Source organism: Alkalimonas sp., from assembly GCF_020831925.1.
Classification (GTDB): Bacteria; Pseudomonadota; Gammaproteobacteria; order Enterobacterales; family Alteromonadaceae; genus Alkalimonas.
The window spans coordinates 1-20905 of sequence record NZ_JAFIFQ010000052.1 but is presented as its reverse complement, the minus strand read 5'-3'; the positions used below and the strand labels follow the sequence as shown (position 1 = coordinate 20905).

Genomic DNA, 20905 nt, shown 5'->3' with positions numbered 1-20905 from the left:
TGGCAACTGCCAGTAAGCCACCTGGTAATAGTGCTTGAGCAAGGCTGCATTTAACGCCTGTACTGCATCCGGTTGACTGAAATCGATGGTGGGCTCGCCTGCCGGATTAAGACGCAGGTGCTGTTGCAACGGTGGGAAATCCCGGCTTAGCCGGGCCAAATCATAACGCCCCTGATGTGGGTTGCGTGGGTGCAGTTGGGCTGGTTTGGTCATAATCATCACGGCTATTTATCTGGCGGCAGTTTACGTGATTCAGAGGGCGCTGGCGAGCTGTTGCACGCCAGCAGCCTTGCCCTATCAACGTACCAAATGCCACTGGGTCTGGCGGCCAGCCAGATAAATGACCCGCTGCCCATCAAAGTAAGCACTTTGTTCCAGCATAATCTGAATGGTTTGATTGCCCCACTCGGGCAACCGTTGTTTGATATTGCCTTCAATGGCGTAAGCGGTATTGGCATACAGCGGCCAGTCTCCGTTTACTGCTGTTGGCCCTTGGTTATCCCACATGCCAATGGTGGGGCCAGGTGCGTGGCCAAAAAAACCAATCGGGTGGGTGTAGGTACTGCTATGCAAGCCAGCCTCCTTGCTGGCTGCCTGGGTTGCCGCCAGGATTTGATTGCCGGTGCGGCCGGTTTTAAACTCAGCGGTGAGGATATCCTGCCAGCGATTGCCTTGGCGTAGTGCATCGCGTAGACCTTGCGGTGCCTCGGTTTCATCCAGTTTCAGGACATAGGCCATTTCCTGGGTATCGGTACACATCTTTAAGTAGCAGATCCCTACATCGGTATGCAGCACATCGCCCCGTTGAATCACCCCTTGGTTTACGCTGCAAAACGGCTGCTCATCGGTGCAGGTTTCACCCTGGCGCTGAAAAGTTACATAGGGCATAAACCAAATGGGGAGATCTAAGTCTTCAAAGCGCTGGCGCAAGTACCAGGCGACATCGTCGGTGGTGGTAACACCGGGCGTAATAACCCGGGAACTAAAGCCCTCTGCAATGACCCCGCGGGCCAATGACACCGCATGCGCGTAAACACTAAGCTCGGCCTCGGTTCGGGTTTCCAGCCAGCGCACCACCAGGTTTTCGGCCGGTTCCAGCCGCTGCTGGTACTGCTGCGGCAAAACAGCGAGCAACCGCTCATGCATCCCCTTGGTCAGGCCATCGGCTTCTGGCCAATGGGTCGAGACATTGATACCGATGCGCTTGGGGTCTTTTGCCACAATAAGATCGGCCAGGGCCTGCCACTGCTCATCCAAATCGCCGCCAGACCAGGCAGACTCATAAGGTGCGCCAAACGGATAGGTATTTACCGATAACTTTTCCACCTGACCATCCGCCAGCCGGTTAAAGATCAGCATGGTGGTCCGTCGTGCTGCGAAGGTGGGCTGGGGCACCAGGCTAAAGAATACCGGGTCTTCCACGTATTCACGATTGATCACCAACCACATATCCAGCTCTGTTTCTGCCATCAGTGCTGGTAGCAGGCTGGTTAAGCGCTCGTTGAGCATGGCATTTTCTGGCGCAATGCGTTCGCGGTGGGGCAGTACACTAAACTGCTCAGCAGAGTGAATGACCCGCCCTTGATCGGGTTCTGCGTCGTTAGCCAAAGCGTGACCAGTCAATAAGGCGACAAGCAATAGGGATGAGCAGAAGCTTCGGGAGCAATGGAGCAAAGCCATAAAGAGTCCTTGGTGAAAAGTGCCTGCTACTACCATATAAGTTTTGGGTGAAAAACACCATCAACACCTGGCTCAATGGTCATCAACTCCGGTACCGCTCTGGTAATGCGACACTTTGTCGCATTACCTTGCAAGTTATAAGCACCTAACATAGACGGTATCCTTTGTTGCTGCTCAGCGACCCCAGTTTGCTGGCTGTGTTTTTGGTGAATTTTTTATGGCGACTACTGTTTCCTTGCATCACTTTACCCTAGCCCCACTGACGCTGGCCATCTGTCTTGGTTGCCTTATGGCCAATCCGGCTTCTGCCTTCGACCAGGACATTGAGCGTATTCGTGTTGAAGGCCAACAGCCGTTGCGCGGCACGCAGCAGCAACAACTTGATGCAGCCGCCATTCGAAAGCAGGCCGCCGCCACCAGCGATACCGCCAGCTTGCTGGCCATGTTGGCAGGGGTTAGTGTGCAGCAGGCTGGTGCTGTGTCTGGTTTGCCGGTGATCCGGGGGCTGGCTGATGACCGACTGCGGGTGAAAGTGGATGGCATGGATCTGATTGCGGCCTGCCCAAATCACATGAACCCGCCGCTGTCGTACATGGCGCCTACCGATGTGGGGCGCATCATGGTCTTTGCCGGGATCAGTCCGGTCAGTCTGGGCGGTGACAGCATTGGCGGTAGCATCATCAGTGAGTCCAAAGCACCGGTATTTACCGCTGAAGCCAGCGTTACCGGGGAAATCGGATCTTTTTACCGCAGCAACAATCAGGCCCGGGGGGCCAACATCAAGCTGGATTACAGCAGCGCGGCACTCTTTGCCGGTTACAGCGGCAACTGGAGCCGGGGGAATAATTACCGCGCTGCCGCCAACTTCAAAGAGCAGGCAGCCACTGGCAGACCCAGCCACAGCCTGCCGCTGGACGAAGTTGGTTCCAGCGCATTTGAAACACAGAATCACAGCCTGCGGCTGGCGCTCACCACCCGGCAGGATCTGTTCGATCTGCAGCTGGGCTACCAGAATATGCCCAGCCAGTTGTACCCAAACCAACGGATGGACTTGCTGGATAATCAGCAGCAGCGCATCAACCTGAGCTGGCAACGCAACACCGCTTGGGGGCACTGGCACAGCCGGCTATACCATGAAAGCGTCGAGCACTTTATGGACTTTGGACCAGATCGGCAATTTTGGTATGGCAGTAATGCCATCGGCGGCCATCCTTGTGATCCCATTCGTTTTCATGGTGATCCCAATGGCACCTGCGCTGCCGGTATGCCAATGCACTCCGATGCCGATACGCTGGGTTTCCGGCTAAGTGCCGAGTTTGAGCGCTCCGCTACCGATAGCATTCGCCTGGGTGTTGAGTACCAGCAGTTCCGGCTGGACGACTATTGGACTGCATCCGGTGGCGGCATGGGGCCGGGCACCTTTTTGAACATCAATCATGGCAAACGCGATCGCCGGGCCTTCTTTGCCGAACATGAGTTGCAAGCTTCCGCAGACTGGGTGCTGCTGTATGGGATCCGGCTGGAGTCGGTGCTGCGTGATGCCAGCCCGGTGCAAGGCTACTCTACTGCGATGAATGCGCCTGGCATGCAAGGGATGAATGCGGCCGCCTTTAATCAAGCCGAGCGTCGTATAACCGACAGCAACCTGGATCTGACGGTGCTTAGCCGGTATGCCCTGAGCCGAAACTGGCAACTGGAGCTGGGTGCCGCCCAAAAAGTGCGCAGCCCTAATTTGTACGAAACCTACCCCTGGTCGTTCTGGCCCATGGCCGCTTCCATGAACAATCTGGTAGGCGATGGCAATGGCTATGTCGGTAACCTGGCGCTGAAACCTGAAAAAGCCCATACCGTCTCGGCCAGTTTGAACTGGTTAAGCGACAACCAGCTGCATCAGGTGAGTTTTAATGCCTACCATACCCGGGTGAAAGACTTCATCGATGCAGCTGCTACCAACGGCGGTTGGCAAGCCGGGCAGTTTAATGTGCTGCAGTACCAAAACCAGGCAGCACGCCTGCAGGGATTGGACTTCACCGCAGCCACTCAGTTGGCAGCCAATGCCAGTGGCCTGTGGCAACTGCATGGCAACATCAGCTATCTGGATGCGAAAAATACCGACACGCAAGATGGCCTTTACCAAACGCTGCCATGGCAAGCTCGCTTTAGCCTGCAGCAGCAATTGGCCGGCTGGGACAACAGCCTGGAGTGGCAGCTGGTCTCGGGCAAGCAGCGCCTATCCAGCATTCGCAATGAAATCGATACCGCCGGTTATGGCCTGCTCAACCTTCGGTTTAGCCACAGCTGGCAAGCGCTGCGGCTGGATCTTGGGGTAGAAAACCTGCTGAACAAATTTTACACCTTACCGGCAGGTGGCAGCTATGTCGGTCAGGGCACCACCATGTCGTTGAATGGGATTCCTTTTGGCATTGGTGTGCCCGGTATGGGGCGTTCAGTCTATGCCGGTATACAGCTGAGTTTTTAGCAACTAAAAAAGCGCAGGCCTCAGGCCTGCGCTGGATAGCTGGCATCCTACCAGCTGCGCTTCTGTGTTGTTCAACCAACATTCTGAATGCTTAGTTTAAGATTTCAGAATGGTGCTCTGTTTAAAAGGTTGCACGAACACCGGCAAAGACGCGACGACCAAAGTGGTTGATTCTGAAAGGAACACCGTCATCACCCACCTCTGCTTTGGCTTTTGCATCGCCAAGGTTTACCACTTGCAGCATGGCGGTAAAATTCTGATTGATCCTGTATGAGATATTGGTATCAATCTGGCCATAGCCGCTTTGGTACCAGCGGTGCTCGCCAATAATACCTGCGTAGTAACGATCTCGGTAGTTGTAGGAAATCCGGGCCGACCAATCTCCTTGATCGTAATAAACCGTGGCGTTGTAGGTGTGGCGTGAGTTGTTGGGTAACTCTTTGCCTTCTTCATTCATTTTGGCATTGGCATAGGTATAGTTGGCCAGGACACCAAAGCCATTGCCGAAGTTATGCTGCAGGTTTAACTCGATGCCCTGATTCACTCCACCTTCGGTGTTCACAGGGGTACGCAGGTTGTACTCATCCAGATTGCCTGCTTCATCGGGCAGCATCACCGGGAAATACTGCTCATCAATGTAAGAGCTTATATCCTTGTAGAAATAAGCAATGGATACGATGGAGGCGCGGGTGAAATAGTATTCAGCAGATAGATCGTATTGATTGGCGCGGTACGGATCTAAATGCGGATTCCCCTGAAACCCCGGGTTAGGTGGATTGTGGAATGCCGTTTTTCTGTAGCCGCGACGGCTGGTTAATAAGTCATAATCTGGCCGTGATATGACTTTTGCAGCGGCAAAGCGCACAATTAAATCATCCGCCAGGCTGTAATTCAGGTTCAGGCTTGGCAAGATATCGTCGTAGCTTCGCTCCACCACTACAGGGGTCCAGATCCAGGACTCGGGAGCCCATGGGAATTGCATCCAAAAATCGAAGCCTTCACTGGTTTGTTCTGTGCGGGCATAGCGTACACCGATGTTGCCGCGTAATTTATCGACAGAGAAATTACCTTGCAGGTATGCATTGCCGATGTTTTCTGTCAGGTCGAACGCGTACTCCATGTGATCGTACTCACGCAGTGGCGTGGTGTCCTCGGTCCATTGCTGCCATGCTGCATGATTAAATTGATACAGAGCGTGTTGCTCGTTACCCTGAGCGAAAAAGTCTTGGATTAAGCTGCCGTTGGTAAATTGATTCAGTCGGGCTGCACCAAGATCGTTCGGATGCCAGACTACTTTAAACAAGCCTGACGTTTTGTTATGGGCACGGTACTTCACCCCTGCATCAATGGAGGTAAACCAATCACCGTTTAACGCATAATTCAGGTCTGCTTGAAAGTAGCTTTCTTTTTGCGCGTTGGAAATCAGGTTGCGATGGGTGTAGAGACCATTGTAATCCGCTGGCATTAAGGTATCGTCAAAGCGATAGCTGACGTCGCCACCGACAATGCTGAAATCGGCTTCAGCAGCGGCCTGAAATTCTACCTGGTCATCTTTGATGTCCCCTTTGGCCCTAGTAAAACCAGCTTGGAACGAGAGTGTATAGTTGTCGGCTTTGTAGGTGGCTTGCAAATCATGCACCCGGGTTTGGTAACCCCCCAAGTGATAATTGGCGGTGTATAAGGCTTCTTTTTGCCAGTTACCATCATTGGCGTTTGGAAAAACTCTGCCGCTGGTAATAAGACTTCCTGCCAGGTTACTGAACTGAATATCATTTGGGCTACCAATCAGATAAGCGCCATTGGCAACCGAGAAATTTTCTTGATCAACCTTAGAGTATAAGTTGTTGAATATGAAAGACCAGGAGTCAGTTGGTGCAAACTGGAAGGCTGCGGTCAAGGTGGTGAGATCTTGTGCCGACTCATAACGCGAGGCACGCGCTTCTGCTGGGGCAAAATAGGTCATGTCATCGCGAACAACCCGGCTTAGGCCTCTGGTGAATTTGCTATCGCGCTGGATATTGTTTTCTTTGTAGACGGCACTGAAATTAAAGCCAAAGTCTTCGTTTTCATCCTTCCAGGAATAAAAGCCAGACAACAGTGGGCTGGTCTTATTGCTGGTGTCTTGATAGGCCATTCTGGCAGATACTGCTAAGAAGTTCCGCTCCATTTCCAGCGGTTTCCGGGTTCTTACAATGACCGTGCCGCCCAGTGAGCCCTCATCAATTTTGGCTTGAGCTGATTTATGCACTTCCAGCGTTTGTATCACTTCAGAAGGCAGTAAGGAATAATTAAAGCCGCGCGACGGTGTCAGGATAGATGTTGAAGCAGTTGCCGAAGCAACATTCTGACCATTCAGCAAGGTAAGATTCAAGTGCGGCGCTGTTCCCCGAATACTGACTCGGTCACTTTCACCATCGCTTCGTTCTACTTGAACGCCGCTGATCCGAGCCAGTGAGTCTGCAACCGTTTGATCTGGAAACTTACCCACATCCTCTGCTGTAACTGCGTCAACAATGGTATCTGAAAATCGTTTGATGTTCAGGTTGCGCTCTTGCGAAGCCGCAAAACCTCGTACCTGAATACGCTCAACGTCTTCCTCTTCAGTTGAATCAACCTCGGCAGCCAGGCTAGAGCAGGCAAAGATGACGGATGCACTTAAAACGGAAATTTTGAAAATTTTTGATCGATGCATAGTGTTATCCCTGTTTTGCTATGTTATATGATAAATAATAGATTACTTACCATGGTTATTTTAATGAATAATTGATTATTTTTCGCTCGCTGTCAAATGATACAGCAAGTTTTTTTGATCAGAATTTGTACTTAACTGCTGTAATATTGCTTCGTCTTCTGGTTCTTTGGGGGGGGCTAGTAGTGCGATGAGAGGCTTACACCTTCCAGAACCACCCCTTTTGGTACATCCAGTGCATCACCAGGTAGGACATAGCCAAAAAAAGCAGGGCATACGCCAGTGAGCCGTTGTAATTGCCAAACAGAGGTTGCAACAGGTCGTTATAGAGCAGGCTTTGCAGCGATCGATCGCCCAGTGGCACCAGGCTGAACAGGCGAGCCATAACGCCAGCAAACATAAAAAATGCGATGGCATTGGCTCCAAAGACCACAAAAGGTGCTGTCCAACGGCGGTAATTGCGCAAATCGATCAGCCACAAACAAATGGCCATCACGACTAGCGCAAAGCCGGTACTTAGCAGCACATAGCTTGGGGTCCAAAGCGGTTTGTTGATTGGCAAGATCGGGGCAAGCAGGTGAGCCATTGCAATCAGGAGTAGACCAAAGCCCGCCATCACCAGTACTTTGCGCCCTAAGCAGGCATTGTTTTTCAAGAACTGGGCCGCGAGCACACCGGTCAGGCAGCTGCTGATTGCCGGTAGGGTGCTGAGCAGCCCTTCGGGATCAGAGGCAAAAGGTCGGCTGTTGCTGGCGTAAAGGTGCATAGACCCAAAGACCAGCTGATCAAGCCAGGCCGCCAGATTATTGCCGGGCAGTAATTCGCCTTGATAACGCATGCCATTAGCATCGCTGTAGGGGAACCAAAGCAGCAGCACGCTGTAGAGTAGGCAAAGCCCGATCGCCCAGCTCAGATAATGCCGCTTGGGGCAATAAAGTACAATCAGCAGGGTGGCGAAATAGACAACTCCAAGTCGTTGCAATACGCCGGGGATACGCATTTCCAGGAATCGATCGCTTAACCAGTTAAAGGATGGATCACGAAAGTTGTAGTAAAACAATGCCAGAAACCAACCCAGCAGAATCAGCTTTACCATGCGTTTTGCACCATGCCTTACCAGTTCGGCGTTGGTAGTCCCCCGTGCTTGCTGCGTCCCAATCGAAAGCAGGATAGAGACCCCAACAATAAATACGAAAAAAGGAAATATCAGATCCGTCGGTGTCCAGCCATGCCATTCGGCATGTTTCAGAGGAGCATAGATGGATGCCCAGCTGCCGGGGTTATTCACCAGAATCATGGCGGTGATGGTCAAGCCACGAAAAGCATCAATTGCCAATAACCGATCTGCTGGCAGGGCCGACAAAATACCATCGGCATAGCACTTCAAGTAGTGAAACATCCTTTTCCCTCTTAGTGCATGCGCACTGGCAACTGGCCCTCGGGCTCTGATATCCCGGTCAGGGCACGTGCCAGAGCCGCAAACGCCGGTCCCGTGACTAGGGTGCGGCCATCGATCTGCACTTGATGTGTATTGTAGCCATACACAGCCAGCACTGTATCGGCTTCGTCAGCCAGCAGTGGGATGTCGTAAGGCGTGCGCAAACTGACAAAGAAGACAGGTTTATCGGCTGCTTTTGCCTGGTGGATCAATTGCGGTATCAACACTTGCTGTTGCTGTGGGCTTAACTGCTCGCCCGTAGTATTCTGATCATACATGCCGCCAAACTCGACCAAACTGGCGGCAGGGGTAATGCTACCAACAACTACCGCTTCTACTGCCTGCAATTGCGTGCTGAATGCACCGGCATGATAATCATCCATCGACAAACAACGGCTACTCAAAGCATACCGGGCCAGGCTTAATTCGTGTTGCAGCGCCATACAACCCGATTGCTCGGGCATCACTAACAAGAGTTCTTGAACTTGATCATGCAGTAGTTGGGTTGTGCCACGGACCAAGGTAACTGAAGCGTCGGTCAATTGTTGTTCGATAAGTCGATGTTGTGGGTTGCCAAGCAGTTGCTTGGCAGCTGTGATGGCTTGCTTCGTATTCACTTTGAAAGCCTTTGCCAGTTGGTAGTGTTGTTTGTAGTGACGAATGCGCGCTGCTGATTGCTGGATTTCACTGGCTGAGAGTTCGCCCTGCCTGACTGCATCCACCACAGCGTCGATAAGCTTTTCTAGGCCGCTCAGATCGTCCGGATGGTGCAGACGCAGTGGCATCAGCGCTATATCGGCACCGGCCCGGAATGTTTCAATCAATGCTTGCTCTGGGCTAAAAAAGTGGCTGATCCCCGCCATATCGAGCGCGTCGGTAATAACCAGCCCCTGGAATCCCATTTCGGTACGCAACAGATCGGTCAGAATAGCGCGGGATAATGTCGCGGGGCGGTATTGATGGTTTCCCTGTGTATCCATCAGCTTGCTGTCATCCAGAGCGGGGAACTGAATATGGGCGGTCATCACCATGGCCGGCTCCCCATGGTTGATGCTGTGCCGGAAGGGGAGTAGTTCTACAGCCTCAATACGCTCTCGCTGGTGACTGACTTTGGGTAAACCATGATGACTATCGACATGGGTATCGCCATGGCCTGGAAAGTGCTTTAAGGTCGCCAGAATTCCTTGTTGTTGCATTCCAGTCAGTTGAGCCAGACCAAGTTCGGCTACCCGCTGTGGATCTTCACCGTAAGAGCGAACATTGATCACTGGGTTATCACGGTTGTTGTTGACATCCACGGTGGGGGCAAAGTTCAGGTTAATGCCCAATGCTTTGAGTTCAGCCCCAATCACAGTGCCGCTCTGCTTAGCAAAGTGGGTGCCATAGACCGGATACGTGGCACCAATAGCCATATTGCCAGTAAATGCTGTGGTGTATTCACGGGGAGTCCTGAAAACGCGCCCTCCTTCCTGATCAATACCGATAAACAAGGGGTGCTGCGCACTGCTTTGCCGCGCTGCGTGTTGCAGATTTTGGGTGAGTCGAATGATTTGCTCGGTGCTGTGCAGGTTTTCGCGGAAAAGGATGACACCGCCAAGATTGTGCTGGCGGATGAGCGCTCCAATTTCATCGGGAAGTGTTGTGACCGGCGTTCGGCAGCGCTCTGGTACGGTACCATCGTTGCAGAAATAACGAATATCGATCATCAGCTTTTGCGCGATATCTTCGCGCAACTGGGCGTCGGTGTATGGTTTGCTGCATGCTTTCAGCAGCAACAGCGGAAATAGTACTAAGGCGCATAAAGTGTGTGCTGAACATCTAAAAAAATCAGTGCGTTTCAAGGGCCCCTCCAGACGATATTAAAGCGAATCAATCATCTTGTTGTTTGACTTCTACTTGACTTGAGTAATCATTTATTCTTTAATTTGTCTGAAATATAGTATAAAAGATTGCGGAAGTACACCCAGCACAAGGCAAAATGCTCATGACGTCACAATTCCTATGGCCAGATTGGTTGGCATTTTTCATGTATTTCGCAGTCATGTCGTTGACTGGCTGGTACTTTAGTCGGCGTCAATCGGGCAATACCAGAGACTATTTCCTTGCGGGCAATTCGATGCCTGTCTGGATGGTTGCGGTGTCCGTTTTGGCCACTGCGCAGTCCGCTGCCACCTTTTTGGGTGGCCCCGATCAAGGCTTTCGGGGGGATTTCAGTTATTTAATGACCAATATTGGCGCTTTCATTGCTGCCTATGTGGTGGCCGTTGCGTTGATTCCTCGTTTTTATCAGTACAAAGTGGGCACTGTGTATGAGCTGCTGGAGCAACGCTTTGGCGCCCGTTCCAAAACACAAGCCAGTTCTCTGTATCTGTTTGGTCGTGTTTTCGCCAGTGGTGCCAGGCTCTATATGGCCGGGATCGCGGTTTCGATGATGTTGTTTGCTGACATCGCTGCTAGCAGTGTTATTTTTTCCATTGTGTTACTTGCCGCTGCTGGTCTCGCCTATTCCTTTGTTGGTGGGATCCGCTCAGTGATCTACAGCGATGTGATTCAGTGCATTGTTTATGTCACTGCCGCGCTTGCGGTGATTGCTTCCCTTCTGTACGCCATTCCTGCTGACTTTTCTCAGATCATTGATGCGCTTGCCAATCCTCATGACCGTGAGATGTCCAAGTTAACCTTATTTGATTTTCGGTTGGACTTTACCTCGGCAGGGGTTTTTACTTTTTGGTCCGCGCTGATTGGTTTTACCCTGTTGAATATTGCAGCCTTTGGTTTGGATCAGGACATTACCCAACGGATGCTGTCGTGCAAAGATGCGAAAAGCGGTTCCAAGGCATTACTGTGGTCCATTGTGATGGTGATTCCGGTGATGCTGATCTTTATTTTTATTGGCATGTTGCTGTACGTCTTTTATCTGCGTCCCGATTTGATGTTGGCTGCGGGGGGGGGCACCATGTCCGATAGTTTCTCCGGTGAAAAAATTACCGTATTTATGTCCTATGTTTTGCACGAAATGCCAACCGGTGTTCGTGGCCTAGTTACTGTTGGGGTGGTGGCAGCTGCATTATCCACCATCAACTCTGGTCTGAATGCCATGTCATCGGTGTTGGTGCAGGACATCTACCGGCCCTGGGTACAAAAGCATAAGCGGCAACGTACGGAAAAACATTACGTGACTGCGGGTCAGGCCGGCATGGTGATGAGTGCATTGGCGCTGTCTGTCATGGCTATTATTTGCTTTTACTGGCAAAAAAGCTCGGATATGCCGTTGTTGGCGTTCGCTCTGAGTGTGATGGTGTTTTCCTACAGTGGCTTACTGGGAGTGTATTTCACCGCTTTGTTTACCAACCGGGGCAGTAAAACCAGTGTGACTTGGGCATTTATTGCTGGCTTTTTGGTGCCGTTGGCATTGCAGCCATATACATTACAAGCTTACTTGCCTGAAAGCTGGAGCTTTGATATTGGCTTTACCTGGCAACTTTGCCTTGGCACGCTCATCGCTTTCATCATTTGCTTGGCGGGTAAACCCTGCCGCGCAACACAACAGCAATGGAATTTGCGTGAGCAAACAGCCTAAGCTGTTTGAGTATGGATGTTTGTACAATTACTCCCGTTATACACTGCGTGACAACGGGACCACAGATGCAAGGTAATGGTCGTGAAGAATTACATAGAACTGGCAGGTGAACTTGAGCAGTTGGTTTCGGAAAGCCGAAATCCAGATACGCACAATCTGGACGAGCTGGACTCATTGGCGCTGCTGCAGAAGATTAACGAGGAAGATCATCGAGTGGCTCCTGCCATTAAAGCGGTACTGCCGCAGGTTGCTGCCGCAGTGGAAAAGATAGTTGCCGCCTTCCAGCAAGGCGGGCGATTGGTTTATCTGGGAGCCGGTACCAGCGGCCGACTGGGGGTGCTGGATGCGGTTGAATGTCCGCCAACCTTCAGTGTTCCGGCTCAGCAGGTGATTGGTATTATTGCCGGGGGAGATTCGGCCATCCACAAAGCGGTGGAAGGTGCTGAAGATGATACCCAGCTGGGGATTGAAGACTTGCAGAACATTGATTTCAGTGCCAAAGATGTGTTGGTTGGCATCGCAGCAAGTGGCCGTACTCCTTACGTGATTCATGCATTAAACTATGCCAGGCAGTTAGGTGCTGCCACCATTTCGGTAACCTGCAACCCTGATTCTACTGTTACCCGAAGTGCTGAAATTGCCATTTGCCCAGTTGTTGGGCCGGAAGTCTTAACGGGCTCTACCCGTATGAAATCTGGCAGTGCGCAAAAAATGATACTCAATATGCTGACCACCGCTAGTATGATTCGTTGTGGCAAGGCCTACCAAAACCTGATGGTGGATGTCAGTGCCAGCAATGAAAAGCTGTATGCCCGAGCCGTCAGAATAGTGGCTGAAGCGACTGGTTGCACTTTGCAACAAGCAAGCCAGGCAGTGCAAAAAACCGGCCATCAAACCAAGCTTGCCATTTTGCATCTCGTCACCGGACTGGATGTCGACAAGGGACAAAAGTTACTCATTAAACATCAGGGGCGGTTACGTAGTGCCATACAGGAGGTCACTCATGGTTAAAATTTTCACAAGCTGTGTGCTGGTGTTGCTGATTGTAGCTTGCAGCCCACAGTCATCACAAACCGAGGCTGGGGCAACAACAGAGGCTGCACTGATATTGGGAGTGGAGCAAACCGAACGTTTTTTGCCCTTGCTGGCAGGCAAGCGGGTCGGGCTGGTGGTCAATCAAACCTCGATGCTGCAACAGCAACATCTGGTGGATTACTTAGTAAGCCAACAGATCACTGTGCAGCGTATTTTTGCCCCTGAGCATGGCTTTCGTGGCGATCACGACGCCGGTGCTCATGTTGCCGCTGGTGTGGATACTGCAACCGGCGTAGAAATTTATTCCATCTATGGTAGTTCGCGAAAGCCATCGGCAGCGGCCATGCACGACCTTGATGTGGTGCTGTTTGATATTCAGGATGTGGGTGCCCGCTTTTATACCTACATCAGCTCCATGCATTACATGATGGAAGCAGCCAGCGAGCACAGCATTCCTTTTGTTGTGTTGGACAGGCCAAACCCCAATGGCGAGTTTGTGGATGGGCCCATGCTGGATGAGCAATTCCGCTCTTTTGTTGGCATGCACCGTATTCCATTGTTGCACGGCATGACCATCGGTGAATTGGCCCAGATGATTCTGTCAGAAGGCTGGCTGAACACCGCGCATCCTTTGGAGTTGTACGTGGTGCCGATGCTGAATTACCGCCGGGATATGCGGTATGACCTGCCCGTTCGGCCCAGCCCCAACTTGCCGAATTACCAGTCCATTCGTGCCTATACCTCGCTGTGTTTTTTTGAGGCCACACCGGTCAGTGAAGGGCGTGGTACCGACTTCCCATTCCAGGTGATTGGGCACCCGACCTTGTATGTGGCCGATACTGAGCCGCCGTTTTCCTTTACGCCGCGCTCCATCCCTGGTGCCGCCAGCAACCCGAAGTTTAAAGACCAACAGGTGTTTGGCCAGGATCTGCGCCACGCCCCGGTAGAGGGGCTGGATTTAAGTTACTTGATCAGCTGGTATCAGGTGTTTGCAGCGGCTGGTGAGCCTTTTTTTACCTCGGCAGGCTTTATGGATAGACTGGCGGGTACGGATGCGCTGCGGCTGGCGATTGAACAAGGGTTGTCGGAAGCAGAAATCAAGGCGGGTTGGCAGGCCGATCTCGCTGCGTTCAAAGAACAACGGGCACCTTATTTGCTCTACCCTTAATACGGAACTTCGCTAAGGCAATGTCATGACCACCCAGCATCAGGCAGCGTTAAACGTCCGCTATTGCACTTTTAAACAGCAACTGGAAGCTTTGAGCGATGCGCCGGAGGTGTTTGCTGACTTGCCGCGGCGTATGGCGTACAGTGGCGATGCGAGCTTTTACTACTTGTTGCCACAGCTGGTGGTGCGTGCCAACAGCCTAGCGCAGGTGGTGGCGGTGTTGCAACTGGCCAGCGAAGCGCACATCGCCATTACCTTTCGTGCCGCTGGCACTAGTTTGTCCGGCCAAGCGATTTCGGATTCGGTCCTGCTGCTGTTGTCGGATGATTGGCAAGGGGCTAGGGTAATGGAGGATGGCGCCAGGATTTGGCTGCAGGCTGGCGTCATCGGCGCCAAAGCAAACCAACTGCTACTACCTTATAACCGGAAAATAGGCCCTGATCCCGCTTCCATCAATAGTTGCAAGATCGGCGGTATCGCGGCCAATAATGCCTCCGGTATGTGCTGCGGAGTCAAGCACAACAGCTACCATACGGTGGCAGAGATGACACTGGTACTGGCAGATGGTGGGGTGCTGGATAGCTCCTGCGCTCAAAGCGTTCAGGCATTTAAGCACAACTACCCTAACTTGTTGCAAGGCCTGGCCGATTTGGCGGCAGAAGTAAATGCCAATAGCGCGCTGCGCAGCCTGATCCGACACAAGTACCGGCTAAAGAACACTACCGGCTATGGCATCAATGCCCTGGTTGATTACCAGGAACCGCTGGAGATCCTAAAGCACCTGATGATTGGCTCTGAGGGAACGCTGGGGTTTATTGCCGATATAATCTATCAGACGGTGCCGCAGGAACCTTATCGGGCCAGCGGCTTTTTTGTGTTCGATAGCTTGCAAGCCTGCTGTGAAAGCGTTGCTTTGCTGCGGGGTTGTCCGGTAGAAGCGGTGGAGCTGCTGGATTATCGTGCCCTGCATAGCGTGGCCGATAAGCCTGCTATGCCGGAGATTGTCAGCCTGCCAGCCACGGCAGCCGCTTTATTGATTGAGGTGGCGGCCAGCAGCGACGAACAACTGCAGAGCCATCTTATTGAGGTTGAAGCCGTACTGGCCCAATACCGCTCCAGCATCCAACGTGAGGTTGGTTTTAGCTGCGATGCAAAGCGCAATGCCGCTTTGTGGACCATCCGTAAAGGCACTTTTCCAGCCGTCGGCGCCATTCGTGCCACCGGCACCACCGTGGTGATTGAAGATGTCGCCTTCCCGGTCGAGCGGTTGGCTGACGGGGTAGCCGCCTTACAGCAGTTGTTTGAGCGCTATGGGTACGATGAAGCCATTATTTTTGGCCATGCGCTGGAGGGGAATCTGCATTTTGTGTTTACCCAAGCTTTTGCCAGCGAAGAGCAAAAGCAGCGCTATGCCGATTTTATGGCCGATGTCAGCCAGCTGGTGGCGGTGGATTTTCAAGGCTCGTTAAAAGCAGAGCATGGTACGGGTCGCAATATGGCGCCTTTTGTTGCGCTGGAGTGGGGGGATGAGGCCTATCAGGTAATGCAGCGCATTAAGGCCTTGTTCGATCCGCTGAATATTCTAAATCCAGGCGTGATCCTGAACCAGGATGCGAAGGCGCACCTCACCCATTTAAAAGCCATGCCTGCAGTGGATGCTCAGATCGACAAGTGCATTGAGTGTGGTTTTTGTGAAACGGTCTGCCCGTCCAAAAACTACACCCTGACCCCAAGGCAACGTATCGCCATGCAGCGCCAGATGACGGCGCTGATAGGGCCCGCTCTGGCTGAGGTGCAAACAGCTTACCAACATGCGGGTATTGATAGCTGTGCCGCCACAGGGCTCTGTGCTAGCAGCTGTCCGGTAGGGATCAATACCGGCGATTACATCAAAACAGTGCGGGCCATTGCAAAACCGGCACCGAGGGCTGCTGGCTGGGTAGCCGAGCACTTTGCCACCAGCAGTCAACTGGCGCGCTTCGCATTAAATGGCCTAGGCATCGCCCGCAACTTGCTGGGGGAATCATCACTAGGCCGTATTTCGAGGGGCTTGCGCCGTATTAAATCGTCACTTCCTCAGTATTATGGTGCCTGGCCAAGAGGGGCCAAGGCCATCCAGGTTCCAACCAAGCCATCTGAACTCACTCCTGTCCTGTACTTCCCAAGCTGTGCCAATCGGATTTTTGCACCACAGCAACAGGCGCCTGATCAGCGTGATATAGCGACCGTGCTTTCCACGGTACTAGCGCGCGCTGGTTACCGCATGTTTGTTCCGGAAAACTTACCGGATCTCTGCTGCGGTCAACCTTGGGATAGCAAAGGCTGGTGTGATCTTGCCAGCCGAAAGCGCAGTGACACCATCCAGCAGTTGCAGCAGGCCATGGCGGGTAAGCCCTTGATGGTGCTCACCGATGCCTCACCTTGCGCCTTACAATTGCAAACAGGCCAACCCGAGTTTGAGCTTTTTGAACTGGCAGAGTTTTTGTACCAAAAGGTCTTGCCGCAACTCAGAGTGCATAAGCTGAAAGAGCCGGTATTATTGCACCTGACCTGCAGCAGTAAGCGCCGAGGCAGCGCCGACCAGTTACTGGCACTGACCGAAGCCTGTGCTGAAACCGTGGTGGTACCAGCAGATATCGAATGCTGCGGCTTTGCCGGTGATAAAGGTTTTGTGCTACCAGAGCTTAACGCACATGCGCTTAAAACTTTGAAGCAGCAAGTTCCCGCTGATTGTCAGCGTGGTTACAGCAACAGCCGTACCTGTGAGATAGGGCTAACTGAGCACAGTGGGCTACCATATCAATCGGTGCTGTATTTGTTGGAAGAAGTAAGCCGTTCAATGGATGAAAAATAATTTCTGATACTCTACAATGAGTGAACTTGGTGATAAATGATAAATAAAAATGTCTGTATTACATAAAATCAATGTCTTACGCGATTTATTTTCTCCGGGTGAGAAACGCTTAGCTGATTTTATTCTTTCCAACCCCGATCAAATACGTTACCTCTCCTCACGCACCCTAGCTGAAACGGTCGGAGTGAGCCAAGCCAGCGTGGTGAAGTTTACCCAGAAGCTGGGTAATAAAGGCTATACCGATTTTAAGTTTGCCTTAAGCGATAGTTTGCATGAAGACACCGAAAAGCCATCGGTCCAACTGCATGGGCAAATTTCGTTGGATGACAGCTTTGATGTTACTGCCGATAAGCTACTGGCCAGCAAAATTACCGTGCTGAATAATACCCGGGCCATCAATAGCCAGCAAACCTTCGAACAGGCTTGCCACCTGCTGTTGACTGCAAAACGCATTATGCTGTGCGGGATCGGTGCGTCGGCGTTAGTGGCCCGTGATTTAACATTAAAACTGCAGAAACTTGGGATGGCTGCCATCACCGAGAGCGATACTCATGTGCAGCTTGCCAATGTGGCAAATTACAGCACAGACGATTTATTGTTTGTGATCAGTGAGTCGGGTGAAACCCCAGAGGTTATTGCTACCGCCAGACAGGCCAGGGCGAATCAAGTACGGATTGTAAGTTTAACCGGCTATGGCAGTAACAGCATCATTCGTTTGGCGGATGTGTGCTTGCACACGGTCGCCGATGAAAATTCTGCCCGTTTATCCTCGATTTTGGCTCGTACGGCACAAGAGCTGGTGATCGATACATTATTTATTTTGCTAACACAGTCATCGGAGACAGGCCGGAAAATGCTGGAGGCCTCTAATCAGGCGCTGCTCGACTTTCGTGCTTCAGCCAGGTAGTTGCCGATGCAGCCGTCAGGCCTGCCTTACGTTGCAAGTACCGGATGGTGCAAATAGCTGCTCTGCCAGTATGCAGGCCCCATCGAGCGCATCCCCTAACGCTGGCCGCATTCGCTGCTGGATACTGGCAGGCAATAATGGTGCTGTTATATCTGCTAAACCACCAATCATCATAAGTGGTAACTTAGTATCCATGATACCTATCAAGCGGATGACGGCCTGAAGGTGCTGCTGCACCAAAGCCTGTGCCACCGTGCAGTGGTTTTGCAGCTGCCAAATTGCCGGCAAAAGAGCGGCGAAGTCGGTACTTTTGGCGGTTCGAAGCCAGCGCAAAATATCCGTGCGCTGCAGCCCCGCCATGCTGCCCAGATAGCGTCCGGTTGCAGATAATGCCTGGTTGCTATCCAGCTCCCATAAAAAAGCATGGATAGCGTGCAGACCAAACCTCGCTCCACTGCCTTCATCACCCGCCAGCAGCCCCCATCCGCCAATGAGTGTTTCTGTGCCTTGTTCATTTAGCTCCATAGCAACAGAGCCTGTGCCTAAGGCAACGACTGCAACCGGAGCTCCCTGATTCGCACCCCAAGCCGATGTTTTTGCATCACTGCAAATTTCAACCTGGGCAAAGTGGGGGTTTAATCGCTGCTGTGCTGTTTGGCACAAGCTATGTTCGCTTGCACCTGCCAGGCCGCACAACAGCGATACATCAGACAGCTTAATACCGGCCTGCTGTGCCAGTACCTCTGCTTGTTGCGCAATCACGTCAACCGCAGATTGCACGCCCAAGGATAGCGACGATGGGCCTCCCTGCGATTGCCAGGACTGTCCTGTCTGTGTGTTTACTAACCTGGCAACGGTTTTTGTGCCACCGCCATCCATACCCAGAATATAGTTTGTGGTTTTCATGGTTGCTCCGTTTTTGTCAGGGAAGTGGTCTAGAGGGACTAAGTGGGCAGTCTGAAGCTCGGCACTCAATTCCTTAAAGCTGACACACATGTTTGTCTGGCTACCCCAGCCTAACTTAGCATGATTAAAATAATCTTCAATCTTTTATTCTTTGTTTTTTGTTTTTTTTGGAATAAATGATTTTAATTTTGCGGCATCTTGTGTCATTGTGTGCCGCAACAATTAAGAAAAATGTGGTGTTGCGGCAATGCCTGATAGGGTTGACGATGACAAAAGTCTGGTCTTTGGCTGTCTGCGTTGAGTAGATGCACACCAAAAGTAGGAGGTTTTGATGGAGTCATCGAAGTTGTATCCTGTGTTTCAGCATTGTCGGAAAAAAGTGATCTGTTGCTTCATCTTGTGTTTGTCCAGTTCCGCAGCAGCGCTTGCTGAGCAGAACGGTGCCCCAGCAGCCGGAAGCGCAGATACCCGTGCTTTTATGCAAAGCATGATAGAGCAGCATGAGTTTGATGCGACGCAGTTGCAGGCTGTCATGGAGCAGGCAAAATTCAATCAAGATGTGCTTAATGCCATCCAGCGTCCTTGGGAGGCTCGGCCATGGTATCAGTACTATCCCATTTTCTTAACGGAGCAACGTCTGCTGCGTGGGCTGCAGTTTTGGTCGCAGCATGCAGCGTCACTGGCGAAAGCGGAGCAGATATATGGTGTTCCGGCTTCCATCATTGTTGCAATTATTGGGGTTGAAACCAATTATGGGCAGCATATGGGCCAGTATCCGGTATTGGATGCTTTGTACACCCTGGGCTTTTATTATCCACCCCGGCAAGACTTTTTCCGAAAAGAGCTCGCAGAGTACTTGTTGTTAAGCCGTGAAGAAGGGTTCACGCCTGGCGAAACCATGGGCTCCTATGCCGGCGCTATGGGGTTGGGACAATTTATTTCGTCAAGTTATCGTCACTACGCAATCGACTTTGATGGGGATGGTGTGAGGGATTTACTCTCAAACCCGGTGGATGCCATTGGCAGTGTGGCCAATTATTTTAAAGCGAGCCGTTGGCAAGCGGGTGGGGTGGTCGCTGTGCCGGCGCAGGTAGCAAGGCATCTGGATACTGAGCCTTGGTTGCAGGGTAGAAATTTGCAACTCAACCATAGTGTCGCCGAGTTAGCGGCTGCAGGTATCAGGTTTGAGGTGGATGTCCCGCCACATACCCCGGCGCGGTTATTTGCTTTTCAGCAGAAGGAGCATATTGAGTACTGGGTTGGGTTACCGAACTTTTACAGCATTACCCGTTATAATCATAGTCCGCTCTATGCCATGGCGGTGTATCAATTGAGCCTTCAGCTGGAACAGCACTTTCTGTCGGAGCCGTCATCGGTAGACTGAATCTGCCGGACCAGCCAAAGCTCAGAGGCTCTGGTGTGAAGCAGATGGACATGAGCTATGTCTTCGGAGACAAACCGGGTTTATCCTGTTTTCAGTAGGCGGCGAGCCCGGATGACCGGGCGCGCTGCCTACAGGATGCAGCAATTACTTATTGGCTTCGATAAAAGGCACGGTGGAGTTAGGCAGCATGGTGGTTGGCAGTTTGCCGTCCCAGGTTTCAGCTTTTACCAGCTCAACCAACAGTGGATTATTGGCAAGTGCCGCGGCCCGTTCCCGAATGGCTTCTGCTTCAGCGTTACCACGCAGCCGGATACTGTCTGCTTCCGCTTGGGCCTGTGCCCGCACCCGATCCGCTTCCGCCGCAGCCCGGGTCCGTACGATATCCGCTTCTACCCGCTCGCGCTCCAGGTTTTGCCGCTCACGTTCAACCGCCACTTCTGCCAGCATGCGCTGTTCCACGCTTTCTTCATAAGCAGCACTGAACGACACATCTTCCACCTGCACACCCAAAATAATCACCGGCCCGGTGACCGAGCGTTGCACTGCTTGCGCCATTTCCAAATTCAAACGACCGCGCTCGCGAATGGAGGTGGCGGCATTGAACTGGCCTAACACGGTTTTGGCTTCTTCCAGCACAATGCGGGTGACCTGGCGGTCAATCAGTGCCTGACGGGTACCGAAATTACGGTACACCTCATCCACCCGGCTGCTGTCAATTTGATAGCGCACCGACAGGTTCATCACCGCGGGTTGCTGGTCGTTGCTGTAGGCTTCCATATTGCGGT

General features: G+C 52.1%; 14 protein-coding genes. 7 read left to right on the top strand and 7 right to left on the bottom strand.

All coding sequences use genetic code 11. The annotated features are described in order from the left end of the window. Together JJU14_RS13690 and JJU14_RS13685 are read right to left on the bottom strand one after the other, a co-directional pair. The coding region (locus JJU14_RS13690; RefSeq protein WP_228614250.1) for an RlmF-related methyltransferase at positions 1-213 on the bottom strand (213 nt) is incomplete at its 3' end. Positions 214-297: 84 nt separating this feature from the next. Next, positions 298-1608 carry a M24 family metallopeptidase gene (locus JJU14_RS13685; RefSeq protein ID WP_228614249.1) on the bottom strand — a complete coding sequence of 437 codons (1311 nt, stop codon included), beginning with the start codon at positions 1606-1608 and terminating at the stop codon, positions 298-300. A gap of 289 nt (positions 1609-1897) precedes the next feature. Here JJU14_RS13685 and JJU14_RS13680 point away from each other — a divergent pair, with 289 nt between their 5' ends. Continuing rightward, on the top strand, positions 1898-4159 hold the full coding sequence (locus JJU14_RS13680; protein ID WP_228614248.1) for a TonB-dependent receptor: 2262 nt from the start codon (positions 1898-1900) through the stop codon (positions 4157-4159). 121 nt (positions 4160-4280) lie between these two features. On the opposite strand, the gene JJU14_RS13675 is transcribed toward JJU14_RS13680, so the two are convergent. The 3 genes from JJU14_RS13675 to JJU14_RS13665 all read right to left on the bottom strand — a co-directional run bounded on the left by JJU14_RS13675 (position 4281) and on the right by JJU14_RS13665 (position 10019). Next, positions 4281-6851, bottom strand: a complete 2571-nt coding sequence (locus JJU14_RS13675; RefSeq protein WP_228614247.1) for a TonB-dependent receptor — start codon at positions 6849-6851, stop codon at positions 4281-4283. A gap of 196 nt (positions 6852-7047) precedes the next feature. Continuing rightward, a complete protein-coding gene (locus tag JJU14_RS13670) occupies positions 7048-8247 on the bottom strand; it encodes a DUF5009 domain-containing protein (protein WP_228614246.1) in 1200 nt (399 codons plus the stop codon). Between the two features lie 11 nt (positions 8248-8258). After that, the gene (locus JJU14_RS13665) at positions 8259-10019 is read right to left on the bottom strand and encodes a glycoside hydrolase family 3 protein (RefSeq protein ID WP_228614245.1); all 1761 of its coding nucleotides are present in this window, start codon (positions 10017-10019) and stop codon (positions 8259-8261) included. 251 nt (positions 10020-10270) lie between these two features. Here JJU14_RS13665 and JJU14_RS13660 point away from each other — a divergent pair, with 251 nt between their 5' ends. From JJU14_RS13660 to JJU14_RS13640, 5 genes are all read left to right on the top strand, one after another. After that, entirely contained in the window at positions 10271-11866 is a 1596-nt protein-coding gene (locus JJU14_RS13660) for a sodium:solute symporter (protein WP_228614244.1), read from the top strand. Positions 11867-11947: 81 nt separating this feature from the next. After that, on the top strand, positions 11948-12877 hold the full coding sequence (gene murQ, locus JJU14_RS13655) for an N-acetylmuramic acid 6-phosphate etherase (protein WP_228614243.1): 930 nt from the start codon (positions 11948-11950) through the stop codon (positions 12875-12877). Then, on the top strand, positions 12870-14069 hold the full coding sequence (locus JJU14_RS13650) for an exo-beta-N-acetylmuramidase NamZ domain-containing protein (RefSeq protein ID WP_228614242.1): 1200 nt from the start codon (positions 12870-12872) through the stop codon (positions 14067-14069). The genes murQ and JJU14_RS13650 overlap by 8 nt, the downstream gene beginning before the upstream one ends. Positions 14070-14094: 25 nt before the next feature. Continuing rightward, complete coding sequence (locus JJU14_RS13645; protein ID WP_228614241.1) at positions 14095-16923, top strand: FAD-binding and (Fe-S)-binding domain-containing protein; 2829 nt, start codon at positions 14095-14097, stop codon at positions 16921-16923. Positions 16924-16972: 49 nt separating this feature from the next. Beyond that, a complete protein-coding gene (locus JJU14_RS13640) occupies positions 16973-17830 on the top strand; it encodes a MurR/RpiR family transcriptional regulator (protein WP_228614240.1) in 858 nt (285 codons plus the stop codon). A 15-nt stretch (positions 17831-17845) separates the two neighbouring features. Here the strand turns inward: JJU14_RS13640 and JJU14_RS13635 are convergent, their stop codons facing one another. Continuing rightward, positions 17846-18736, bottom strand: a complete 891-nt coding sequence (locus tag JJU14_RS13635) for a BadF/BadG/BcrA/BcrD ATPase family protein (protein ID WP_228614239.1) — start codon at positions 18734-18736, stop codon at positions 17846-17848. A 331-nt stretch (positions 18737-19067) separates the two neighbouring features. On the opposite strand from JJU14_RS13635, the gene mltB reads away from it, so the two are divergent. After that, positions 19068-20120 (top strand): lytic murein transglycosylase B, encoded by a 1053-nt coding sequence (gene mltB, locus JJU14_RS13630; RefSeq protein WP_228614238.1) that lies wholly within the window; start codon positions 19068-19070, stop codon positions 20118-20120. Positions 20121-20264: 144 nt separating this feature from the next. Here mltB and JJU14_RS13625 read toward each other — a convergent pair. After that, the coding region (locus JJU14_RS13625) for an SPFH domain-containing protein (protein WP_228614237.1) at positions 20265-20905 on the bottom strand (641 nt) is incomplete at its 5' end.